At 40.1% G+C, this 19,240-nt stretch carries 17 protein-coding genes; 16 read left to right on the top strand and 1 reads right to left on the bottom strand.

The genetic code is table 11. The features are described from left to right. The first annotated feature begins 2 nt into the window (after nt 1–2). The 14 genes from yfmH to ACQKFO_RS06275 all read left to right on the top strand — a co-directional run bounded on the left by yfmH (nt 3) and on the right by ACQKFO_RS06275 (nt 14,874). Nucleotides 3–1,292, top strand: a complete 1,290-nt coding sequence (gene yfmH / locus ACQKFO_RS06340) for an EF-P 5-aminopentanol modification-associated protein YfmH (RefSeq protein WP_427597487.1) — start codon at nt 3–5, stop codon at nt 1,290–1,292. 56 nt (nt 1,293–1,348) lie between these two features. Then, the gene (ymfI, locus tag ACQKFO_RS06335) at nt 1,349–2,068 is read left to right on the top strand and encodes an elongation factor P 5-aminopentanone reductase (protein WP_427597803.1); all 720 of its coding nucleotides are present in this window, start codon (nt 1,349–1,351) and stop codon (nt 2,066–2,068) included. A gap of 89 nt (nt 2,069–2,157) precedes the next feature. Next, entirely contained in the window at nt 2,158–2,415 is a 258-nt protein-coding gene (locus ACQKFO_RS06330; RefSeq protein ID WP_044337337.1) for a DUF3243 domain-containing protein, read from the top strand. Nucleotides 2,416–2,683: 268 nt separating this feature from the next. Beyond that, nucleotides 2,684–3,475 (top strand): DUF3388 domain-containing protein, encoded by a 792-nt coding sequence (locus ACQKFO_RS06325; protein ID WP_113968160.1) that lies wholly within the window; start codon nt 2,684–2,686, stop codon nt 3,473–3,475. 19 nt (nt 3,476–3,494) lie between these two features. Continuing rightward, the gene (locus ACQKFO_RS06320; RefSeq protein ID WP_427597485.1) at nt 3,495–4,397 is read left to right on the top strand and encodes a helix-turn-helix domain-containing protein; all 903 of its coding nucleotides are present in this window, start codon (nt 3,495–3,497) and stop codon (nt 4,395–4,397) included. An 80-nt stretch (nt 4,398–4,477) separates the two neighbouring features. Continuing rightward, nucleotides 4,478–5,056, top strand: coding sequence for a CDP-diacylglycerol--glycerol-3-phosphate 3-phosphatidyltransferase (gene pgsA / locus ACQKFO_RS06315; RefSeq protein ID WP_149155565.1), 579 nt, complete (start codon nt 4,478–4,480; stop codon nt 5,054–5,056). A gap of 65 nt (nt 5,057–5,121) precedes the next feature. After that, on the top strand, nt 5,122–6,360 hold the full coding sequence (locus ACQKFO_RS06310; RefSeq protein WP_427597483.1) for a competence/damage-inducible protein A: 1,239 nt from the start codon (nt 5,122–5,124) through the stop codon (nt 6,358–6,360). 216 nt (nt 6,361–6,576) lie between these two features. After that, nucleotides 6,577–7,614, top strand: coding sequence for a recombinase RecA (gene recA, locus ACQKFO_RS06305; protein WP_148969298.1), 1,038 nt, complete (start codon nt 6,577–6,579; stop codon nt 7,612–7,614). A 448-nt stretch (nt 7,615–8,062) separates the two neighbouring features. Then, nucleotides 8,063–9,622, top strand: a complete 1,560-nt coding sequence (gene rny, locus ACQKFO_RS06300; RefSeq protein ID WP_113968155.1) for a ribonuclease Y — start codon at nt 8,063–8,065, stop codon at nt 9,620–9,622. 168 nt (nt 9,623–9,790) lie between these two features. Continuing rightward, nucleotides 9,791–10,594, top strand: coding sequence for a TIGR00282 family metallophosphoesterase (locus ACQKFO_RS06295; protein WP_427597482.1), 804 nt, complete (start codon nt 9,791–9,793; stop codon nt 10,592–10,594). Nucleotides 10,595–10,730: 136 nt separating this feature from the next. Continuing rightward, nucleotides 10,731–10,991 carry a stage V sporulation protein SpoVS gene (gene spoVS, locus ACQKFO_RS06290; RefSeq protein WP_034760060.1) on the top strand — a complete coding sequence of 87 codons (261 nt, stop codon included), beginning with the start codon at nt 10,731–10,733 and terminating at the stop codon, nt 10,989–10,991. A gap of 107 nt (nt 10,992–11,098) precedes the next feature. Continuing rightward, a complete protein-coding gene (locus tag ACQKFO_RS06285; RefSeq protein WP_427597481.1) occupies nt 11,099–12,022 on the top strand; it encodes a dipeptidase in 924 nt (307 codons plus the stop codon). A 239-nt stretch (nt 12,023–12,261) separates the two neighbouring features. Further along, nucleotides 12,262–14,004, top strand: coding sequence for a 2-oxoacid:acceptor oxidoreductase subunit alpha (locus ACQKFO_RS06280; protein ID WP_427597479.1), 1,743 nt, complete (start codon nt 12,262–12,264; stop codon nt 14,002–14,004). 3 nt (nt 14,005–14,007) lie between these two features. Then, nucleotides 14,008–14,874 (top strand): 2-oxoacid:ferredoxin oxidoreductase subunit beta, encoded by an 867-nt coding sequence (locus ACQKFO_RS06275; RefSeq protein WP_427597478.1) that lies wholly within the window; start codon nt 14,008–14,010, stop codon nt 14,872–14,874. Between the two features lie 18 nt (nt 14,875–14,892). On the opposite strand, the gene ACQKFO_RS06270 is transcribed toward ACQKFO_RS06275, so the two are convergent. Beyond that, nucleotides 14,893–16,218 carry a hypothetical protein gene (locus ACQKFO_RS06270; RefSeq protein ID WP_427597477.1) on the bottom strand — a complete coding sequence of 442 codons (1,326 nt, stop codon included), beginning with the start codon at nt 16,216–16,218 and terminating at the stop codon, nt 14,893–14,895. Nucleotides 16,219–16,729: 511 nt separating this feature from the next. Between ACQKFO_RS06270 and ACQKFO_RS06265 the strand changes: the two genes are divergently transcribed. Together ACQKFO_RS06265 and ACQKFO_RS06260 are read left to right on the top strand one after the other, a co-directional pair. Next, on the top strand, nt 16,730–17,914 hold the full coding sequence (locus ACQKFO_RS06265; protein ID WP_427597475.1) for a hypothetical protein: 1,185 nt from the start codon (nt 16,730–16,732) through the stop codon (nt 17,912–17,914). Nucleotides 17,915–18,008: 94 nt separating this feature from the next. Further along, a complete protein-coding gene (locus ACQKFO_RS06260) occupies nt 18,009–19,202 on the top strand; it encodes a hypothetical protein (protein WP_427597474.1) in 1,194 nt (397 codons plus the stop codon). Nucleotides 19,203–19,240: the final 38 nt, after the last annotated feature.

Here is a 19,240-nt window from a genome sequence, read left to right as displayed (position 1 = left end):
AGATGAAGAAAATTTCCTTCGATCAACTACAAGAAAACTTATATTATGAAAAAATGTCTAACGGGCTGGATGTCTATATTCTCCCGAAAAAAGGATTCAATAAGACATATGCTACGTTTACGACGAAGTATGGAAGCATCGACAATCATTTTGTCCCTCTGAACGAAGAAGAATTCGTTAAGGTTCCAGACGGGATCGCCCACTTCTTAGAGCATAAATTGTTTGAAAAAGAAGATGGGGATGTATTCCAGCAATTCAGCCGCCAGGGAGCGTCGGCTAATGCATTCACTTCCTTTACGCGAACTGCTTATCTATTTTCAAGTACTACTAATGTAGAGCGAAATTTAGAAACGCTCATCGACTTTGTTCAAGACCCGTACTTTACAGAAAAGACTGTCGAAAAAGAAAAAGGCATCATCGGACAGGAAATCACCATGTATGATGATAACCCTGACTGGCGATTATACTTTGGTGTGATTCAGAATATGTACAAAAATCACCCAGTGAAGATTGATATAGCAGGAACGATAGAGTCCATCACACCAATCACAAAAGATATGTTGTATCAGTGCTATAACACATTCTACCACCCAAGTAATATGCTTCTCTTTGTTGTGGGAGCTGTAGACCCGGATCAAATCATGAATCAAATCCGTTCGAATCAGGAAAAGAAGGATTATGAAAAAATGCCTGAGATCAAGCGGAAATTTGATGATGAACCAGAAACGGTTGCTGAGAAAAAACAGGTACTTAAGATGAATGTGCAAAGCCCTAAGTGCCTTGTAGGTCTTAAAGCGCCTGAACCGCAGCAGCAAGGCAAGGAAATGCTTAGACAAGAGCTTTCAATGAACGTTTTCCTGGATATGTTGTTCGGTAAAAGCTCAACATATTATTCTGAACTATACAATGATGGATTGATTGATGAAACATTCCACTATGACTATACACAAGAAAATGGCTTTGGGTTCCTGACCGTCGGAGGGGATACGGAAAAACCGGATGTGCTGGCAGAGAAGGTACAATCTTTGTTACTTAAAGCCAAACAAGAATCTCTATTTACAGAAGAGGGATTAGAAAGAACGAAGAAAAAGAAGATTGGTGCGTTTTTACGTGCCATTAACTCTCCGGAGTTCATTGCAAATCAATTTACACGCTATGCTTTTAACGAAATGGATCTTTTCGAGGTTGTACCCACACTTGAATCATTGAAGTATGATGATATACAAACCGTTGCGAGTACCATTATCAGTGAAGAGCGCTTTACGGTGTGTCAGGTAGTACCAAAATCATAAAATTGGAGGGAGCTGCTCTAGGCAGTTCCTCTCTTTATGTGGACATTGAGGTGGATATAGTGAAATATGCTTTAATAACAGGGGCATCAGGGGGAATTGGAAGCAGTACGGCTTTGTGCTTGGCAGAAGAGGGGTGGAATTTATATTTACATTACCATACGAATGAAAAGGCTATAACAGAGCTTCTACATAAGATTGAAAAGTTTGGGGTGAAGGCGATCCCCATTCAGGCAAATCTTGCCCAACCGAGAGAAGTCGTGAGTCTCGTGGACAGTATCTTCCAACTTGATGCCATTATATATAGTAGTGGGAATACAAGCTGGGGAATGTTTCAAGATCAGACTGAAGAAGAGGTGGACGATTTGATTAATGTTCATGTGAAAAGTCCTATCCTTCTCATTCAAAAGTTATTGCCTAAGCTGATAGAACGTAAGGGGAGTATCGTTATGGTAAGCTCCATTTGGGGGCAAATAGGCGGAGCGTGTGAGGTCGTTTATTCAACCGTTAAGGGGGCGCAATTGGCATTTGTGAAATCATTGAGTAAGGAGCTTGCTCTAAGCGGGGTAAGGATCAATGCAATCGCTCCAGGAGCAGTTGCTACATCGATGATGAGTTCATTTTCTGAAGGGGAACTAGAAGCTCTTCAAGAGGAGATTCCAATGGGGCGTCTCGCTCAGGCGGATGAAATTGCCGATTCCATTCAATTTCTCACTTCTGCCAAATCCTCATATATAACTGGTCAAACCATCTCCATCAATGGTGGTTGGCATACGTAAAAAAGTTTTTTAGTCAAATGATTAAGGCGAATAATTTTTCCTCCTGGATACAAACTAAGGTTGTATTTCAATAAAGGAGGTCATGACAAATGTCTGTATTAGATAACTGGTCTGATTGGAAAAACTTCTTAGGTGACCGTCTTCACCAGGCTCAACACGGAGGAATGGAAAATGAAACGGTTTCTGACTTAGCTTACCAAATTGGTGACTACCTAGCGAATCAAGTCGAAGCTAAGAACGATCAGGAGAAAGTGTTAGCGGATTTATGGTCTGTCGCTTCTCCTGAAGAACAACATGCCATTGCGAACATGATGGTTAAACTTGTTAATAACAATGGTACTCGATAAGGAGAGGGATTTTTCCTCTCCTTTTTTTATATATACGCTTTATGAGAATTACTAGAGACAGAAGTCATTCTCTTCGGGTTAAGTCTATGCTTCATTACTATAAACAGCTTATGAGGTATAAAATGAGAAATTGTACATATTTATGTAGGTTTTGCTTTTCTATTACCGGAAAATCATTTATTATAATACCTAGATGTTTAAATAACTTTTCCGAATTATGTCGATTCTTATCGAATTGGAATGTCACAGTTTTTTCAGGAGGGAACCAATGGAACGCAAAGAATGGTATTTAGAATATGAAATTCAAAAAAATCGTCCAGGCCTCTTAGGTGATATTTCCTCGTTATTAGGAATGCTTTCTATAAATATAGTGACGATAAATGGAGTAGATGAAGGCAGGAGGGGAATGCTTCTTCTTGCTAACAATGATGAACAGATAACAAGGCTCGAGTCCATCTTACAAACGATGGATACGATTAATGTTACAAAGCTCCGAGAGCCGAAATTACGGGATCGCCTTGCCGTTCGTCACGGCCGTTATATTCAGCGTGATGCCGATGACAAGAAAACGTTTCGGTTTGTTCGTGATGAGCTGGGGTTATTAGTGGATTTTATGGCTGAGCTATTTAAACAAGAGGGACATAAGCTTGTTGGGATCAGAGGGATGCCCCGGGTAGGGAAGACTGAATCCATCGTGGCATCAAGTGTATGTGCAAATAAGAAATGGCTCTTTGTCTCTTCTACCTTATTAAAGCAGACAATAAGAAGCAAGCTGATTGAAGACGAATACTCATCTGAAAACCTATTTATTATTGACGGTATCGTTTCAACTCGCCGTGCAAGTGAAAAACATTGGCAACTAGTAAGGGAAATTATGAGATTGCCTGCTGTGAAAGTAATCGAACATCCAGATGTATTTGTTCAAAACTCTGAATATTCACTTGAAGATTTTGATTATATCATTGAACTTAGAAACGATCCTGATGAAGAAATTACATATGAGTTAGTAGAACAAAATAATCTATTTCAAAATTCCGATTTTGGAGGTTTTGATTTTTAATATTGGAAGGTGTTAAGTGGTGACGGAATTAGGAAATCGTTTAAAGGAAGCCCGTGAAGCTAAAGGTTTTAGCCTCGATGATTTACAAAGGATAACAAAGATTCAAAAACGCTATTTGATTGGGATAGAAGAAGGTTCGTATGACGCGATGCCGGGGAAGTTCTATGTGCGTGCATTTATTAAACAGTATTGTGAAGCGGTCGGCCTTCCACCTGAAGTGATTTTTGAGGAACATAAGGATGAAATTCCGACAACCTATGAGGATGAGATACCTGTCTCCCTTTCCAGGGTCCAGTCAAGAAAGTCCGTATCAGAAAGCTCTACCAAGGTATTTGACTTCGTGCCCAAACTTCTCATAGCCTTGTTTGTAATAGGTGCATTGATTGCTGTGTGGGTATTTTGGCAGGGGAAAGTAGGGGATAAAGCCCCGGAGACACAACCCTCAGAAAATCAGGAACAAGTCGCTGTAGATGAAAACCAAACGGCTGAAAGTGAAAAGCCTGAAGATGAAACCAAAGATAAAGAAGAAACAGGAAAAAGTAAATCTTCTGCAGATGAAAATGCTGAGGAAGAAAAAGAACAAAAACCTGTACAATCATTAGAAGCTGTTAATACTTCAGGATATAAAACAACCTATGAGCTTAAAAATGCAGATGAATTCAAGCTGGAATTATCTGCTAAGGGGGATACCTGGGTCGGTGTATATAACACGAAGGATGAGTTGTTGTTTGAAGGGCTATTAAAAGAGGGAAACAAAAAGGATTTTGACTTTTCCTCCGAAAAGCTTGCATATCTTGTAATAGGTAACGCTTCAAATACGAATATTTCAGTAAACGGCAATCAGCTTGAGTACAAGGTATCTTCTTCAGATGTTGTAAGACAGGATATCATCATTAACTATAAACCTAAAGCGACACAATAATTGAGATGAAAGGAGTTTTAATAACTCCTTTTTCTTACATACTATAGTTAGACGTGTTTTTTAGTATTGGAGGTAGAAAGGTGAACTTACCTAATAAGATTACAGTTTCAAGGATATTTTTAATTCCATTATTTTTAATCATTATGCTTGCACCGTTAAATTGGGGTGACATGATGTTTCTTGGGGCAGAAATGCCGGTCAAGCACTTTGTAGGGGCTTTGATATTCATCATTGCGGCAACAACCGATTGGATAGACGGTTATTATGCAAGAAAGCTTGATCTCGTCACGAACCTTGGGAAATTTTTAGACCCATTGGCAGACAAATTGCTTGTATCCGCTGCCTTGATTGTACTGGTTGAGCTTGGCCTTGCCCCTTCCTGGATTGTCATCATCATCATCAGCCGTGAGTTTGCGGTAACAGGCCTTCGCCTTGTGTTAGCCGGTGAAGGGGAAGTGGTTGCTGCGGGTCAGCTTGGAAAGATTAAAACATGGGCACAAATTATCGCTATTTCAGCGCTGCTTCTGCATAATGCCATTTTCGAACTGATCAATCTGCCATTTGCGACCATTGCTCTTTGGGTGGCTATGTTCTTTACTATTTGGTCTGGATGGGACTATTTCAAGCATAACAAAAAAGCATTTGTAAATTCGAAATAACTGATAAGGGGATTGATTCTACTGGAATCATCCCCTTCTTTACATCAATGACAGGGGGAATAGGGATGAATGCAGAAATCATAGCGGTAGGATCAGAACTACTATTAGGTCAAATAGTCAATTCCAATGCTCAATATATTTCAGAGCAGTTGGCTGAAATGGGGGTGAATGTCTACTACCACACTAGTGTTGGAGACAACCCTGAACGATTGCAGCATGCGATTTCAGTTGGTCAAGGGAGAGCAGACTTGTTGATTTTCACGGGTGGACTTGGACCGACAAAGGATGATTTGACGAAGGAAACCATTGCGAAGTCATTAGGTACAACTTTGAGCATGGACGAAGATGCATTGGAATCAATAAAAAATTATTTTACAAAAGTCAATCGGGTGATGACACCCAATAATGAGAAGCAGGCTCTCATTTTATCTGGATCACAAGTATTGAAGAATGATTTTGGGATGGCTCCCGGAATGTTATTGAAAAAAGATGGTATAGCATACATGCTTTTACCCGGGCCTCCATCCGAAATGAAACCGATGTTCAGTACTTACGGCAAACAGGCGGTCCTTACACTATTAAAGAAGAATGAAATCATCCATTCACGGGTCCTGCGCTTTTTCGGCATTGGGGAAGCTCAGTTGGAAACTGAATTAGAAAATTTGATTGATCAACAAACCAATCCGACCATTGCCCCACTGGCTGGTGACGGAGAAGTTACACTGAGGCTGACGGCCAAACACGAATCGAAAGAGGCTGCCATCACCCTTTTGGATGAGTTAGAAATTGAAATTATGAATATTGCAGGAGACTACTTTTACGGTTACGATCAGGATTCTCTCGTCGAGGTGGCATTCAAGTTATTAAAAGAGAAAGGTGTCACCCTATCCTGTGCAGAGAGTTTAACCGGTGGTCTCTTTCAAGCTCAATTAGCCTCTTTACCAGGTACATCCTCCATCCTGAAAGGCGGGGTGATTTGTTACCAGGATGAGGTTAAGAAGAAGGTACTCTCCGTGAAAGAAAGTACACTTATACAACATACATCAGTAAGCGAAAAGTGCGCACAGGAGCTTGCGGAAAATGTCAGAGAACTTTTATCATCGGATATCGGAATCAGCTTTACAGGTGTGGCGGGTCCCGGATCACACGAAGGGCACCCTGCTGGAACCGTTTGGATTGGACTGTCCATGAAAGATCAACCTACTAAAACGTTTCCATTAAATCTTGGCGGCGGTCGGAACGCTAACCGGATGAGAACGGTAAAATACGGTTGGTATTATTTGAATAAAGAATTGGGTAAGTAAGGATGGATTAGCTGTCTTCTGAAAGGTGGAAGGCAGTTTTTTTATTGTAAAACCGCTCCAAATTCAATCCAGATCACCTGTGGAAAAAAACCGAATGAATGTTCGATTTTTTTCTTGTTTTCTATTATAAAAACGTTTATAGTATAGATAGGTTGGATTTGAGACAAGCTTATAAGTTGTCTATTTCAAGTTCTATATTCAAAGGAGGAAGATTTTGTGAGCGATCGTAAAGCAGCCTTAGATATGGCGTTAAAACAAATAGAAAAGCAATTCGGTAAAGGCTCTATCATGAAGCTTGGGGAGCAAACTGATAGAAAGATAGTAACATGTCCAAGTGGTTCACTGGCATTGGACGCAGCTCTTGGAGTTGGCGGATATCCCCGCGGTAGAATCATCGAGGTATATGGTCCGGAATCATCCGGTAAAACAACAGTAGCACTTCATGCCATTGCAGAAGTCCAGGCTCAAGGCGGTCAGGCGGCATTCATCGATGCAGAGCACGCACTTGATCCTGAATATGCACAAAAGCTAGGGGTAAACATAGATGAATTATTACTTTCTCAACCGGACACAGGTGAGCAGGCACTGGAAATTGCTGAAGCGTTAGTCCGTAGTGGTGCGGTAGACGCCATCGTTATCGACTCTGTAGCAGCACTTGTACCGAAAGCCGAAATAGAGGGAGAGATGGGGGATGCTCACGTAGGTCTTCAAGCCCGCTTAATGTCACAGGCTCTTCGTAAGCTTTCAGGTGCCATCAACAAATCGAAGACCATCGCGATTTTCATTAACCAGATTCGTGAGAAGGTTGGAGTCATGTTTGGAAATCCTGAGACGACTCCTGGTGGACGCGCACTGAAATTCTATTCTTCTGTACGCTTGGAAGTCCGTCGTGCTGAAACACTTAAGCAAGGAAATGAAATGGTAGGGAACAAAACGAAGATTAAAGTCGTAAAGAATAAAGTAGCGCCTCCTTTCCGTGTAGCGGAAGTAGATATCATGTACGGTGAGGGAATTTCTAAAGAAGGTGAAATCGTCGATCTTGGATCTGAGCTTGATATTGTTCAGAAGAGCGGTGCCTGGTACTCTTATAACGAAGAGCGCTTAGGTCAGGGTCGTGAGAACGCGAAGATTTTCCTTAAAGAAAATCCGGAAATCCGCAGCGAAATCATGCTGAAAATCCGTGATCATTACGGATTGGATACAGGTAGAGCTGAAACCGATGATCAAAGTGAATTAAGTCTTTTAGAAGACTAACCAAATATGAGAGAAGCAGCCATTTTAGGTGTGCTTCTCTTTATTATGTATGGCAAGTTATTATTTGGTAGAAAATAGTAATAGTGTCTTTCTCTAATGGTAATCGCTTATAGATAAGAAAAGCATGTGAATAGTCGTTTTCTGATATTAACTTCTAAATTCAACAAAAAATTTTCAAATAGATGGATAGTGTCAAAAAAACATCCATAACCCCATAGTGACAGTGTCAATTTATGTCGATTGGAAAAAATCCCTTGAGAAATCTAGTGATAGAGGGCTCTACCCCTTGACAATAAATTTTCAGAGATTTAAAATTAACATGTATATTTTACAAATTTTTCGAATGAATATTTGAAAGCCTAGCGCTGTATATTTTGTTCTTTTGAGCAATGTACAAGCCGACATGTAAAAGACATGATGACAGTTCATAGCAAGAGGAGGTGAAATAATGCAACCTATAACAATCATCTCCATTTTGCTTGGCCTTATCGTCGGTGTAGTTGTTGGATACCTAATTCGTAAGTCCATTGCTGAAGCAAAGATTGCTGGTGCTAAAGGTTCAGCAGAGCACATTTTAGAAGATGCTAAGCGCGAGGCAGATGCTCTGAAGAAAGAAGCACTATTGGAAGCAAAGGACGAAAATCATAAACTTCGCACAGAAATGGAAAATGACCTTCGTGAACGAAGAAATGAATTGCAGAAACAAGAAAATCGTTTAATGCAAAAAGAGGAAAACCTCGATCGAAAAGATGAAACGCTTGATAAGCGTGAAGCCTTACTTGAAAGAAAAGAGGGGACCCTTAACGAGAGACAACAACATATTGAAGAGATGGAAAGCAAAGTGGACGAGATGGTACGATCACAGCAAACCGAGCTAGAACGTATCTCGAGCTTAACTCGTGATGAAGCGAAAGGAATCATTCTTGACCGCGTTGAAAATGAACTTTCCCATGATATCGCTATTATGGTCAGAGAGCATGAAACACGTGCGAAGGAAGATGCAGATAAGAAGGCGAAAGAAGTCCTTTCACTGGCTATTCAGCGTTGTGCTGCCGAACATGTGGCAGAAACAACGGTTAGTGTTGTGAACCTACCGAATGATGAGATGAAAGGTCGAATTATTGGGCGAGAAGGACGTAACATTCGTACGCTGGAAACTTTAACAGGAATTGATCTGATTATTGATGATACTCCTGAAGCGGTTATTCTTTCTGGTTTTGATCCGATTCGTAGAGAAACGGCTCGAATTGCATTAGAGAAGTTAGTTCAGGATGGACGTATCCACCCTGCACGAATTGAAGAGATGGTCGATAAATCCCGACGTGAAGTGGATGAATACATCCGTGAAATTGGTGAACAGACAACTTTTGAGGTTGGTGTTCATGGTCTTCACCCGGATTTAATTAAAATCTTGGGACGTTTAAAGTATCGTACAAGTTACGGTCAAAACGTTTTAAAACACTCAATGGAAGTGGCGTATCTATCTGGATTATTAGCAGCAGAGCTAGGTGAGGATGAAAGACTCGCTAAACGTGCTGGATTACTTCATGATATCGGAAAAGCGATCGACCATGAAGTAGAAGGAAGTCACGTGGAAATTGGTGTTGAACTGGCAACGAAGTACAAAGAACACCCTGTTGTCATTAACAGTATTGCTTCTCACCACGGAGATACAGAGCCTACGTCCATAATCGCCGTACTGGTTGCTGCAGCTGATGCTTTATCTGCTGCGAGACCTGGCGCGAGAAGTGAGACGCTTGAGAACTATATCCGTCGATTAGAGAAGTTGGAAGAAATCTCAGAGTCATATGAAGGCGTTGAGAAATCGTTCGCGATCCAGGCAGGACGTGAAGTTCGTATTATGGTTAGACCAGAAGCCATTGACGATTTGGAATCTCACAGATTAGCAAGGGATATCCGTAAACGGATCGAAGATGAGCTCGATTACCCTGGCCATATTAAAGTAACGGTCATCCGTGAAACAAGGGCTGTCGAATACGCGAAATAAGAGGTTGACTCGAAAAGGGATATTCCCCTTTCGAGTCAGCTTTTTTTATCGTTTATTTTATTTAACCAGGGGATGAATCTATTTTGGATCGTTTATGGATGAATAGACGGCAAGTTATTTGTGATACAATAACTACAATACTGAATACATATAAAGAAGGGAATTTTCATGAAAATTTTATTTGTTGGAGACGTAGTCGGTTCAATGGGCAGGGAAATGATCACGGAATACTTGCCAAAGTTAAAAAAGAAGCACTCACCGGATTTCACCATCGTTAACGGGGAAAATGCTGCATCAGGCAGAGGAATAACGGAGAAGATTTACAAACAATTTTTGCAAGATGGCGCTAATATGGTAACTCTAGGTAATCATACTTGGGATAATAAAGACATTTTCGATTTTATCGACTCATCGAAACAAATGGTGAGACCGGCGAACTTTCCTGAAGGAACCCCTGGGAGCGGTTTGGTCTATGCTGAAGTGTATGGAAAAGAGGTTGCCGTTATCAATGCCCAAGGTAGAACTTTTATGCCCCCCCTTGATGACCCTTTTAAGGCACTGGATGAACTTGTGGACGAAGCAAAGAAGAGAACGTCCATTATCTTCGTTGACTTTCATGCAGAGGCAACAAGTGAAAAGCAGGCTGTTGGCTGGTTTTTGGATGGCCGGGTATCCGCTGTAATAGGGACCCATACACATGTCCAAACAGCGGATAACCGCATCCTGCCCGATGGGACTGCATTTATGTGTGATGTCGGTATGACAGGCCCATACGATGAGGTATTGGGAATGAGCAAGGATTCTGTTCTGAAGAGATTTCAGACAAGTTTGCCTGTTCGCTTTGAAGTTCCAAAGACAGGACGGAAAATTTTGAGTGCCTGCTTAATAGATGTTGATCAAAAAACGGGTAAAGCGAAAAAAATCGAACGTATTTTAATTAACGAAGACCATCCATTTATGGCAGAATATTAAATGTTTCCTTCCTTTTTTAGGTGAGACCGGAATGATTTGTCCATTTCCTGAATATAGTATCAGTGGAATCATTTATACCAAGTTTGTTCTTTACCACGGACATACGGTATGGGGGAAATGACAAGGAGGAAAAGGAATGGAAATATTAAAAGTTTCAGCAAAATCTAATCCTAATTCTGTAGCTGGTGCACTCGCCGGTGTTCTTCGTGAAAGAGGAGGAGCTGAGATTCAAGCGATTGGTGCAGGGGCTTTAAATCAAGCCGTTAAAGCAGTCGCGATTGCCAGAGGCTTTGTGGCTCCTAGTGGTTTAGATTTGATATGTATCCCGGCATTTACAGATATCCTGATTGATGGGGAAGAGCGTACGGCGATAAAGTTAATTGTGGAACCAAGATAATAAACCAAAGGCTGTCCGTTAAAGAGGGGATTCTTTAGTGGACAGCCTTTCTATTATTCCATAGTATTATTTATAAGAAAGTCAGGCACTTGAAGGGATGAAGAAACATGTTATTTGATGCACACTGTGATGTATTGATGAAGTTATACTTAGAACCGGGGAAGAAGGCATTTCAAACGAAGTACAATTTACATATTACCTATCCACAACTGATCGAAAGCAGAAGTAAGGTACAATTATTTGCTATTTATATCCCATCCAATTCGAAGCCAGGTCAACGATTTCAAGCTGCCCTGGAAATGGTGAACTTATTTCATAATCAAATTCTGAAACCCAACCCTAAACTAAAATTTGTCACCTCCAAAAGAGAGATAGAAAAATTAGCACATGATGAAATCGGGGCAATGCTGACACTTGAGGGCATAGAAGCGATAGAAGAGGATCTCACTAAGCTTGAAATTCTTTACCGGCTTGGGGTGCGTTCTGTTGGATTGACGTGGAATTGGGCCAATGCTGCTGCAGATGGGGCACTGGAGCCAAGGGGTGGAGGATTAACCAATTTTGGTCATGAGGTCGTTTCATTCTTAAACGAGAACAGGTTGTGGACAGATGTTTCCCATTTATGTGAGAAAGCATTTTGGGATACAATCGAGATTGCCGATTATCCCATTGCTTCTCACTCGAATGCCTACTCCATTTGTCCAAATCCCCGAAATTTGAAAAACGAACAAATTGAAGCGTTAATCAAAAAGGACAGTGTCATGGGGATCACGTTTGTACCGCCATTTCTAAACAAAAAAGGAACAGCAGTTATTTCAGATATTATCAGGCACGTAGAACATGTTTGCAGTTTGGGTGGAGAGGACCATATTGGCTTTGGATCAGATTTCGACGGGATATCAGAAACCGTACAAGGGTTATCATCATTTGATCAATATCAGAACTTGATCAATACACTCCAACGATACTATAGCGAGAAACAGGTGGAAAAGTTCTTGTTTGATAACTTTGTTGGAAGAATACCAGATTGACTATAAAACCTGCCATTAAAGAGATGCCTTTAATGGTTTTTTTGTACCAGGAATTAAGTCTGTACATTCATAATCTCTTTAATACAGTAGTGATTTAAATAGAAAAGTGATAAACTGATAGAGTGAATACAATTATAAGAGTTGCAACAATCCTTTGTAGAAATAGGTTGTTTGAACGAAAAGAAGAGAATATGCTTCTCTAATAGATGTTGCAAAAATTGATTGAAGGGGTGTAATAAATGAAAGAACAACTTTCATGGAAAGTTGGCGGCCAGCAAGGTGAAGGGATAGAGAGTACGGGTGAAATCTTTTCTATGGCCCTCAATCGCCTTGGGTACTTCTTATATGGTTACCGCCATTTCTCCTCTCGTATAAAGGGAGGGCATACAAATAACAAGATTCGGGTAAGCACTACACAAGTGCGTGCAATTGCTGATGACTTAGATATTTTAGTAGCTTTTGACCAGGAAACGATTGATGTGAATTATAAAGAATTACATAGCGATGGTGTGATTATAGCTGATGCCAAGTTCAAGCCTGAAAAGCCTGAAGATACGGATGCTTCTTTATATATCATTCCTTTCACTCAGTTAGCTGCAGAACTGGGAACTTCGTTAATGAAGAATATGGTAGCCGTAGGTGCGACATGTGCCGTTCTCAACCTGGATCCAAACGTTTTCAAGGAGGTCGTGGAAGAGATTTTTGGCCGTAAAGGTGAAACTGTAGTAGAGAAAAACATGGAAGCCATCAAGCAAGGATTTCAAACGATGAAAGATGAGCTTGGAATCAAGGTTGGTTCATTACAATTGAAGGAAGCCGATGGAAATAAGCGCATGTTCATGATCGGGAACGATGCGATTGCTCTCGGTGCACTGGCTGGCGGGGTTCGTCTCATGGCAGCATATCCAATCACTCCAGCTTCTGAAATCATGGAATACCTAATTAAGAAGCTCCCGATGGTAGGAGGAACGGTTATCCAAACAGAGGATGAGATTGCAGCTGCAACGATGGCAATCGGGGCGAATTACGGGGGAATCCGTTCATTCACGGCATCAGCTGGACCTGGTCTTTCACTTATGATGGAAGCAATCGGTTTATCCGGTATGACAGAGCAGCCTTTAGTAGTGGTGGATACTCAACGAGGAGGTCCGTCCACGGGACTTCCAACGAAACAGGAGCAGTCCGATTTAATGGCCATGATTTACGGTACGCACGGTGAGATTCCTAAGATCATCCTGGCTCCAAGTACTGTACAGGAAGCGTTCTATGATACAGTAGAGGCGTTTAATTTAGCAGAGGAGTATCAATGTCCCGTCATCATTCTTTCAGATCTTCAGCTTTCTTTAGGGAAGCAAACGGTTGAACCTCTTGATTACAGCAAAGTGGAAATTCGTAGAGGGAAACTTGTTGGTGATGAATCCGAATTAAATGAATTAGAAGCAAAGAAATACTTTAAACGTTTTGAAGTGACTGAAGATGGTGTATCACCACGAGTCATTCCTGGAATGAAAAACGGTATTCATCATGTAACAGGAGTCGAACATGATGAAACAGGGAAGCCTTCTGAATCTCCGGTAAACAGGCAGGCGCAGATGGATAAACGTATGCGCAAGGTGGAAAGCATCCGCTTTAACAATCCAATCCACACTCATGCACCACATGAAGCATCCGATTTATTATTAGTCGGTTTCAACTCGACACGTGGAGTAATTGAAGAAGCAATGGAACGACTTGAAGCTGATGGGCTGAAAGTGAATCATGCCCATGTCCGCTTAATCCATCCGTTTCCGGCAGATGAGCTGGAGCCGTTGATGCAATCAGCGAAGAAAGTGGTCGTGATTGAACATAATGCCACTGGACAATTAGCCAATATAATCAAAATGAACGTTGGGTATGGAAATAAAATCACAAAAATGACAAAGTATGATGGAACACCATACCTACCAAATGAAATTCATTCAAGATGTAAGGAGTTGATCTGATCCATGGCTACCTTTAAAGATTTCAGAAATAATGTTAAACCCAACTGGTGTCCTGGGTGTGGAGACTTCTCTGTACAAGCCGCGATCCAACGGGCATCGGCAAACGTGGGGCTGGACCCTGAACAATTAGCAGTCGTTTCCGGAATCGGTTGTTCAGGACGTATATCAGGGTACATTAATTCTTACGGCTTTCATGGCATTCACGGCCGTTCCCTTCCTATCGCTCAAGGATTGAAAATGGCGAATAAGGATTTAACCGTCATCGCTTCAGGAGGGGATGGGGATGGATTTGCCATTGGCCTCGGCCATACGATCCATGCAATCCGTCGTAATGTAGATGTCACATACATCGTTATGGATAACCAGATTTATGGGCTGACAAAAGGACAGACCTCTCCGCGTTCGTCATCTGGTTTTAAGACAAAGTCTACGCCTCAAGGAAGCATTGAGCCAGCACTGGCACCGATGGAAATGGCACTGACAGCCGGCGCAACATTCGTTGCCCAAAGTTTCTCATCTGACTTGAAAGAGCTGACGGCGATTATTGAAGCAGGTCTAAATCATAAAGGCTTCTCATTGATCAACGTATTTAGTCCTTGCGTAACATATAATAAGATTAATACGTACGACTGGTTTAAAGAAAACCTGACAAAGCTCTCTGACCTTGAAGGCTATGATCCATCAAATCGTGAACAAGCAATGAATACCCTCATGGAGAAGGATGGACTGGTAACTGGATTGATTTATCAAAACAAAGAACAGCCTTCATACCAGGATCTTGTAACCGGGTATTCTGAAGAGCCATTGAGTACACATGATTTAAAGTTAGATGAGGATAAATTTGATGAATTAGTCAAAGAATTTATGTAATAGAAAAAACCGGGCTCCTTATTTGGGTGCCCGGTTCTTTAATTTATTGATTTCTTCGATTAAGTGAGCATTTGTGAAATGCAGGTGCTGAATAGTGTCTTCATAGCTCTTTATTTTATTTTTCATTTCAGCTGATTCTTCCTCTTTGAAACTGAATACGTCTTCCTTCATAAGTTTGATGTTCTTCCTTAATGTATGAAGGGTCGTGGTATAGTCCTTTTTTTCTTCCAACAGCCTTTTTAGTGATGTTTCGATTTTTTGGATATAGGCCGATTTTTCGATTTGCATTTTCGATGCCTGTTCAAGCTGATTCGCTTTTGTGGTAAGTAGGTCCTCATAAAAGAATGTAGTTTCTGAAAAAGCTTGCTCGATTTCATACAGTGCTACTTCTTTTAAGTAAAGTTGAGTTTTCAAGGAGTCGTTCTGGTGCAAGAGATTGTAGTTTTCATGTTCCTCAAAGCCGTTCTGGATGAGCAAATGTTCTTTTGTTTCCGCCCACTCAATTTTCAATTTCTCCAGCAGCTCCACAAGTTCTAGTAATTCTGTTTCTTTTAGGTAAAGTTGAGATTTCAAGGAGTCGTTCTGATGAGAGAGATTGTAGTTCTTATGTTCCTCAGAGTCATTCTGGATGAGCAAATGTTCTTTTGTTTCCGCCCACTCAATTTTCAATTTCTCCACCAGCTCCACAAGTTCTAGTAATTCCGTTTCTTTTAGGTAAAGTTGAGTTTTCAAGGAGTCATTCTGATGCAAGAGATTGTAGTTTTTATGTTCTTCAAAGCTGTTCTGGGTGAGTAAGTGTTGTTTATGTGCATTCCACTCCCTTTGAAATTCCTCTCCTAACACTTCCAGTTCCAATAATTCACATTCTTTAATATATAATTGTCTTTCTATTTGTTGTTTGTTTTTCAATAGAATTTCTATTTGTTTTGTAAGATAACAATTTGTCACTTGTAATGAAATGATTTCTTTTTCAAATGCATCCTTTGTTTCTTTTTGGTGTTCCGTTTGTTTTCTTGTTTCCGTTAGGTGTATTTGGGTTGTTTTATGGAGTTGATCCTTTAGATGATTAATCGTGTAGCGAAGCTTGGTCATTTCCTTTTCCTGTGCCCTAATGAAGGAATGGTATTTTGAGGAGATCTGTTCTTTTTCCGTATCGCTTTTTTTACATTGCATTCGATACTCTTCAATCTTGTTTTCTAAAAGTTGATGTTCTTTTTTTAAGGACTTGTATTTTTGAGCGAGGAAATCTTTTTCCAATAATGAACATTTTTGTTTGTATTTTTCCATTTCAGATTTATAATGAATGATTTGCTGCTGCAATTGTATAGGAGAAAGTTGTTTCATCCAGGAGGTCTCCTTTCTTATCTTTTTTATTATGTATATGTATTCATCAATGTGAACGCTATTTGTCCATAAAAATAAGCCATGAAAACTTCCCAGTGTTTCCATGGCTTTTATATTTATAATAAATATCATTGCAATGATAATATAAGCGTTTACGTTCGTAATATTCATTTAAAAGAGTAAGCGTAACCAATCAGAAGCTTGTTTTTGAAGAAATATATATGAATGTCATATTATTGTAGTTTTGATCATTTTACATTACAAGTGGAGCAATTCGTTAAAGGTTATAGATTCCCCCTTCCTTATGGTATATGATATGCCGGATTTGAAATTGGAGTACTGACAAAAGTCTATATGATTAGCCTATTTTTTCATAGTTTTAAAAAACTATTAGTATGCCTATTATTTTTTTTTATAAAAATAGGTATTTTCTCTATACCAAATTCTTTCTCGTCCATAGGATATAGTGTGATAGAAATATAATATTCATTAAAAGAAAGGAAGGATTTTTTTGAAGAAGCGTAAACAAATTAGGGGTTCCCAGACTCCGACTCCAACGCCAACCAGTATCCCATTGGATCCAAACGATTTAGCACCTGAATGTATTAGAGTAGACAAAGTGTATGACTGGGTGTTCTTCGCGAACAAGTATGAGAACAAGAACTTTATTCCTGATGAAGCATGTCGTGCAGCAGTCAGTGCAGCATTGGCGGCAGGTCAAAGAGTAGAGGTGCAGACTGCTCCAGTAGACCCGGCTGACGTCAGCGTAACAGGTACTATCATTGAAAATGGTAATCCTGGAAAAGTTCTTATCGTCTGGACAGTACCGGTAGACGTTACGATTTTAATTGATGGGGTAGCAGAGTGTTCATTCACTATTCGCACTCAATTCACCGACGAAATTATGCTTTGCGTACCGACAGGAATTACAAATGACAACTTAAACATCAGAGCGACTCAAGTTATTGCGACTTCTGGTGGAGTATTAATGGGACCGGATCCATTTGGACCAATGATCCCATTGAAAGTCGTACTATGTAAAGATGTTCAAGTAGAGTACCCGGTTAAACTTGAAGTATTGGCTAAATTCTGCTTCCCACGTCCAAACAATATTCCGGTACCTGAAGAAAGACTTCAATGTGACCTGAGTTTACTGGAATTCCCTCGTCAATGTCCAGGGTTATTCCCGGTTGATAACTGTGAATGCCAGGCGACTGCTCTTGCTAGAAATGAAGATACACTTGCAACATTTGGTTCCGGTGCAACCGCAGACGTTGTAACAGGTCTATCGACTCTTAGAGCAGAGATTTGTCAAGAATGTTCACTTGCTGATAGCACATGGTCTTACTCCTTCACTGATACTGAAGTAGGTCCTACACCGGCTCCAACTGGAACAGGGTTCCAACCTGACTTCAGCTTCACTTTCGATCCATCTTCCATCGATAGCGTAACATGTGGAGAGGACGCTTTGACTGCTGTAGGAGAAGGAATCCGGTACTTTGATGGTGCTCCTGAACAGTTATTCTACGAATTACAGATCTTCACAGGTTTATTGGGACCAATCTCAGAAGGCTTCCGCTTAATCTTAAGAAATACAGCTAATGTTGTAATCTTTGACAGTGGAGTAGTTGAAGCATTGGTAGAATTCGGTGAGTGTGATACATTTGCTGACCTGCTTGGCGGATTGGATGATTAATTAAATGAGGGAGAGAGGAATCTCTCTCCTTTTTTTTAACATGTAAACAAACCATACATAAGATAATACAAAGAAATCAATGGAGGTGAATGTGATGACAGTGGAGGAGGATGAATCTAAAGATGGCACAGGCTACCCGGAAGTCATGAATGATATTCATTTAATATCTGAAGAACTTGAGTCCCTCTATAATCATTATTCAAGGCGAATAAAGAATGTGTCTGAGGAATTGTCCAGGGAAAGATCAAAACATAAAGTGTATCAATTAGAAATCGCGGAGAACCACCATACAATTCAGATGTTGACAGAACAAATTGAGTACTTATTACAAGATATGGAACTGAAACATGAGATTTATCTTCAACTGAAACATGAATTAAAGAAAGGACCATTTCAAAGTGAATCTGAATTTATCAATGAAGCAACCAATATACCAGATAATATGGATGATAGCTTTTCTGGAAATAGCTTATGGGAAGTTAATGACCATTTACTTCCCACAGCCATTCCAGAAATAAGGGTGATTTATGAAAGCACTTTTAGCCATAAGAGATCAATACTAGAAAGTGTAAAAAATGATGCAATTTCTTTGTTGATGGAAGCGAATGAGTACTTCTTATCAGAGAGCAAAAGGTCCATTGAGGTCGAGGTATATGCTAAAGCATTCACAAGTCAATTAGCATGGATCAGAAAGCAAGAGAAGCAATACATGAATGGAAAGAATGAAAGGTGGTATACAAAAATGTGGAATTTTTTATGGGGGAAACAAGAAAATAATCATCCTGAAATATTAAAGAAGCTTAATTTGATTGAAGAACATTTAGAATCGTATTCAGGAAAATTCAATGAAGTGAAAGAATCATTGAATAAGAGCAATGAAAGAGAAGAAACCACTCAGAATTACTTACAGAAAATGAGTGTCTTGCATGAAGAGCTTAAGAAAATCGAAGAGCATTACGAGGAAGAACTTCATGCATTAAGGAATCAAATTGAAGAATTTAAACAAAGAGAAACAGACCTTGAGAAACAGATGACGTTAATGAATGAGAAAGAGACAGGAAAGCAGAAGGGCAAGAGCCAGCGTGAAGTGGAGCTGGAGAAAGAACTGACTAAACTTCGTCAAGAACTAAAATCTCAGTCAAATAAGAAAAATGATCTTTATAATAAAATGAAACAGCAAAGTAAACAAGTTCCTCAGGGGAACCCTCAATTTGAAGAGTATGGAAATATACCGATGGCTCCTGAAGCGAAACGAACAATGTTTAATCCGAACAAATACATTCGATGAATTTGAAAGGGGGGAAAAAGATGCAATCCAAGGATTTA

It is taken from the genome of Rossellomorea sp. NPDC071047 (genome assembly GCF_050270195.1).
GTDB lineage: Bacteria > Bacillota > Bacilli > Bacillales > Bacillaceae_B > Rossellomorea.
Note: the sequence above shows the minus strand (reverse complement) of the source record. Positions and strands in the feature narration are given on the sequence as shown.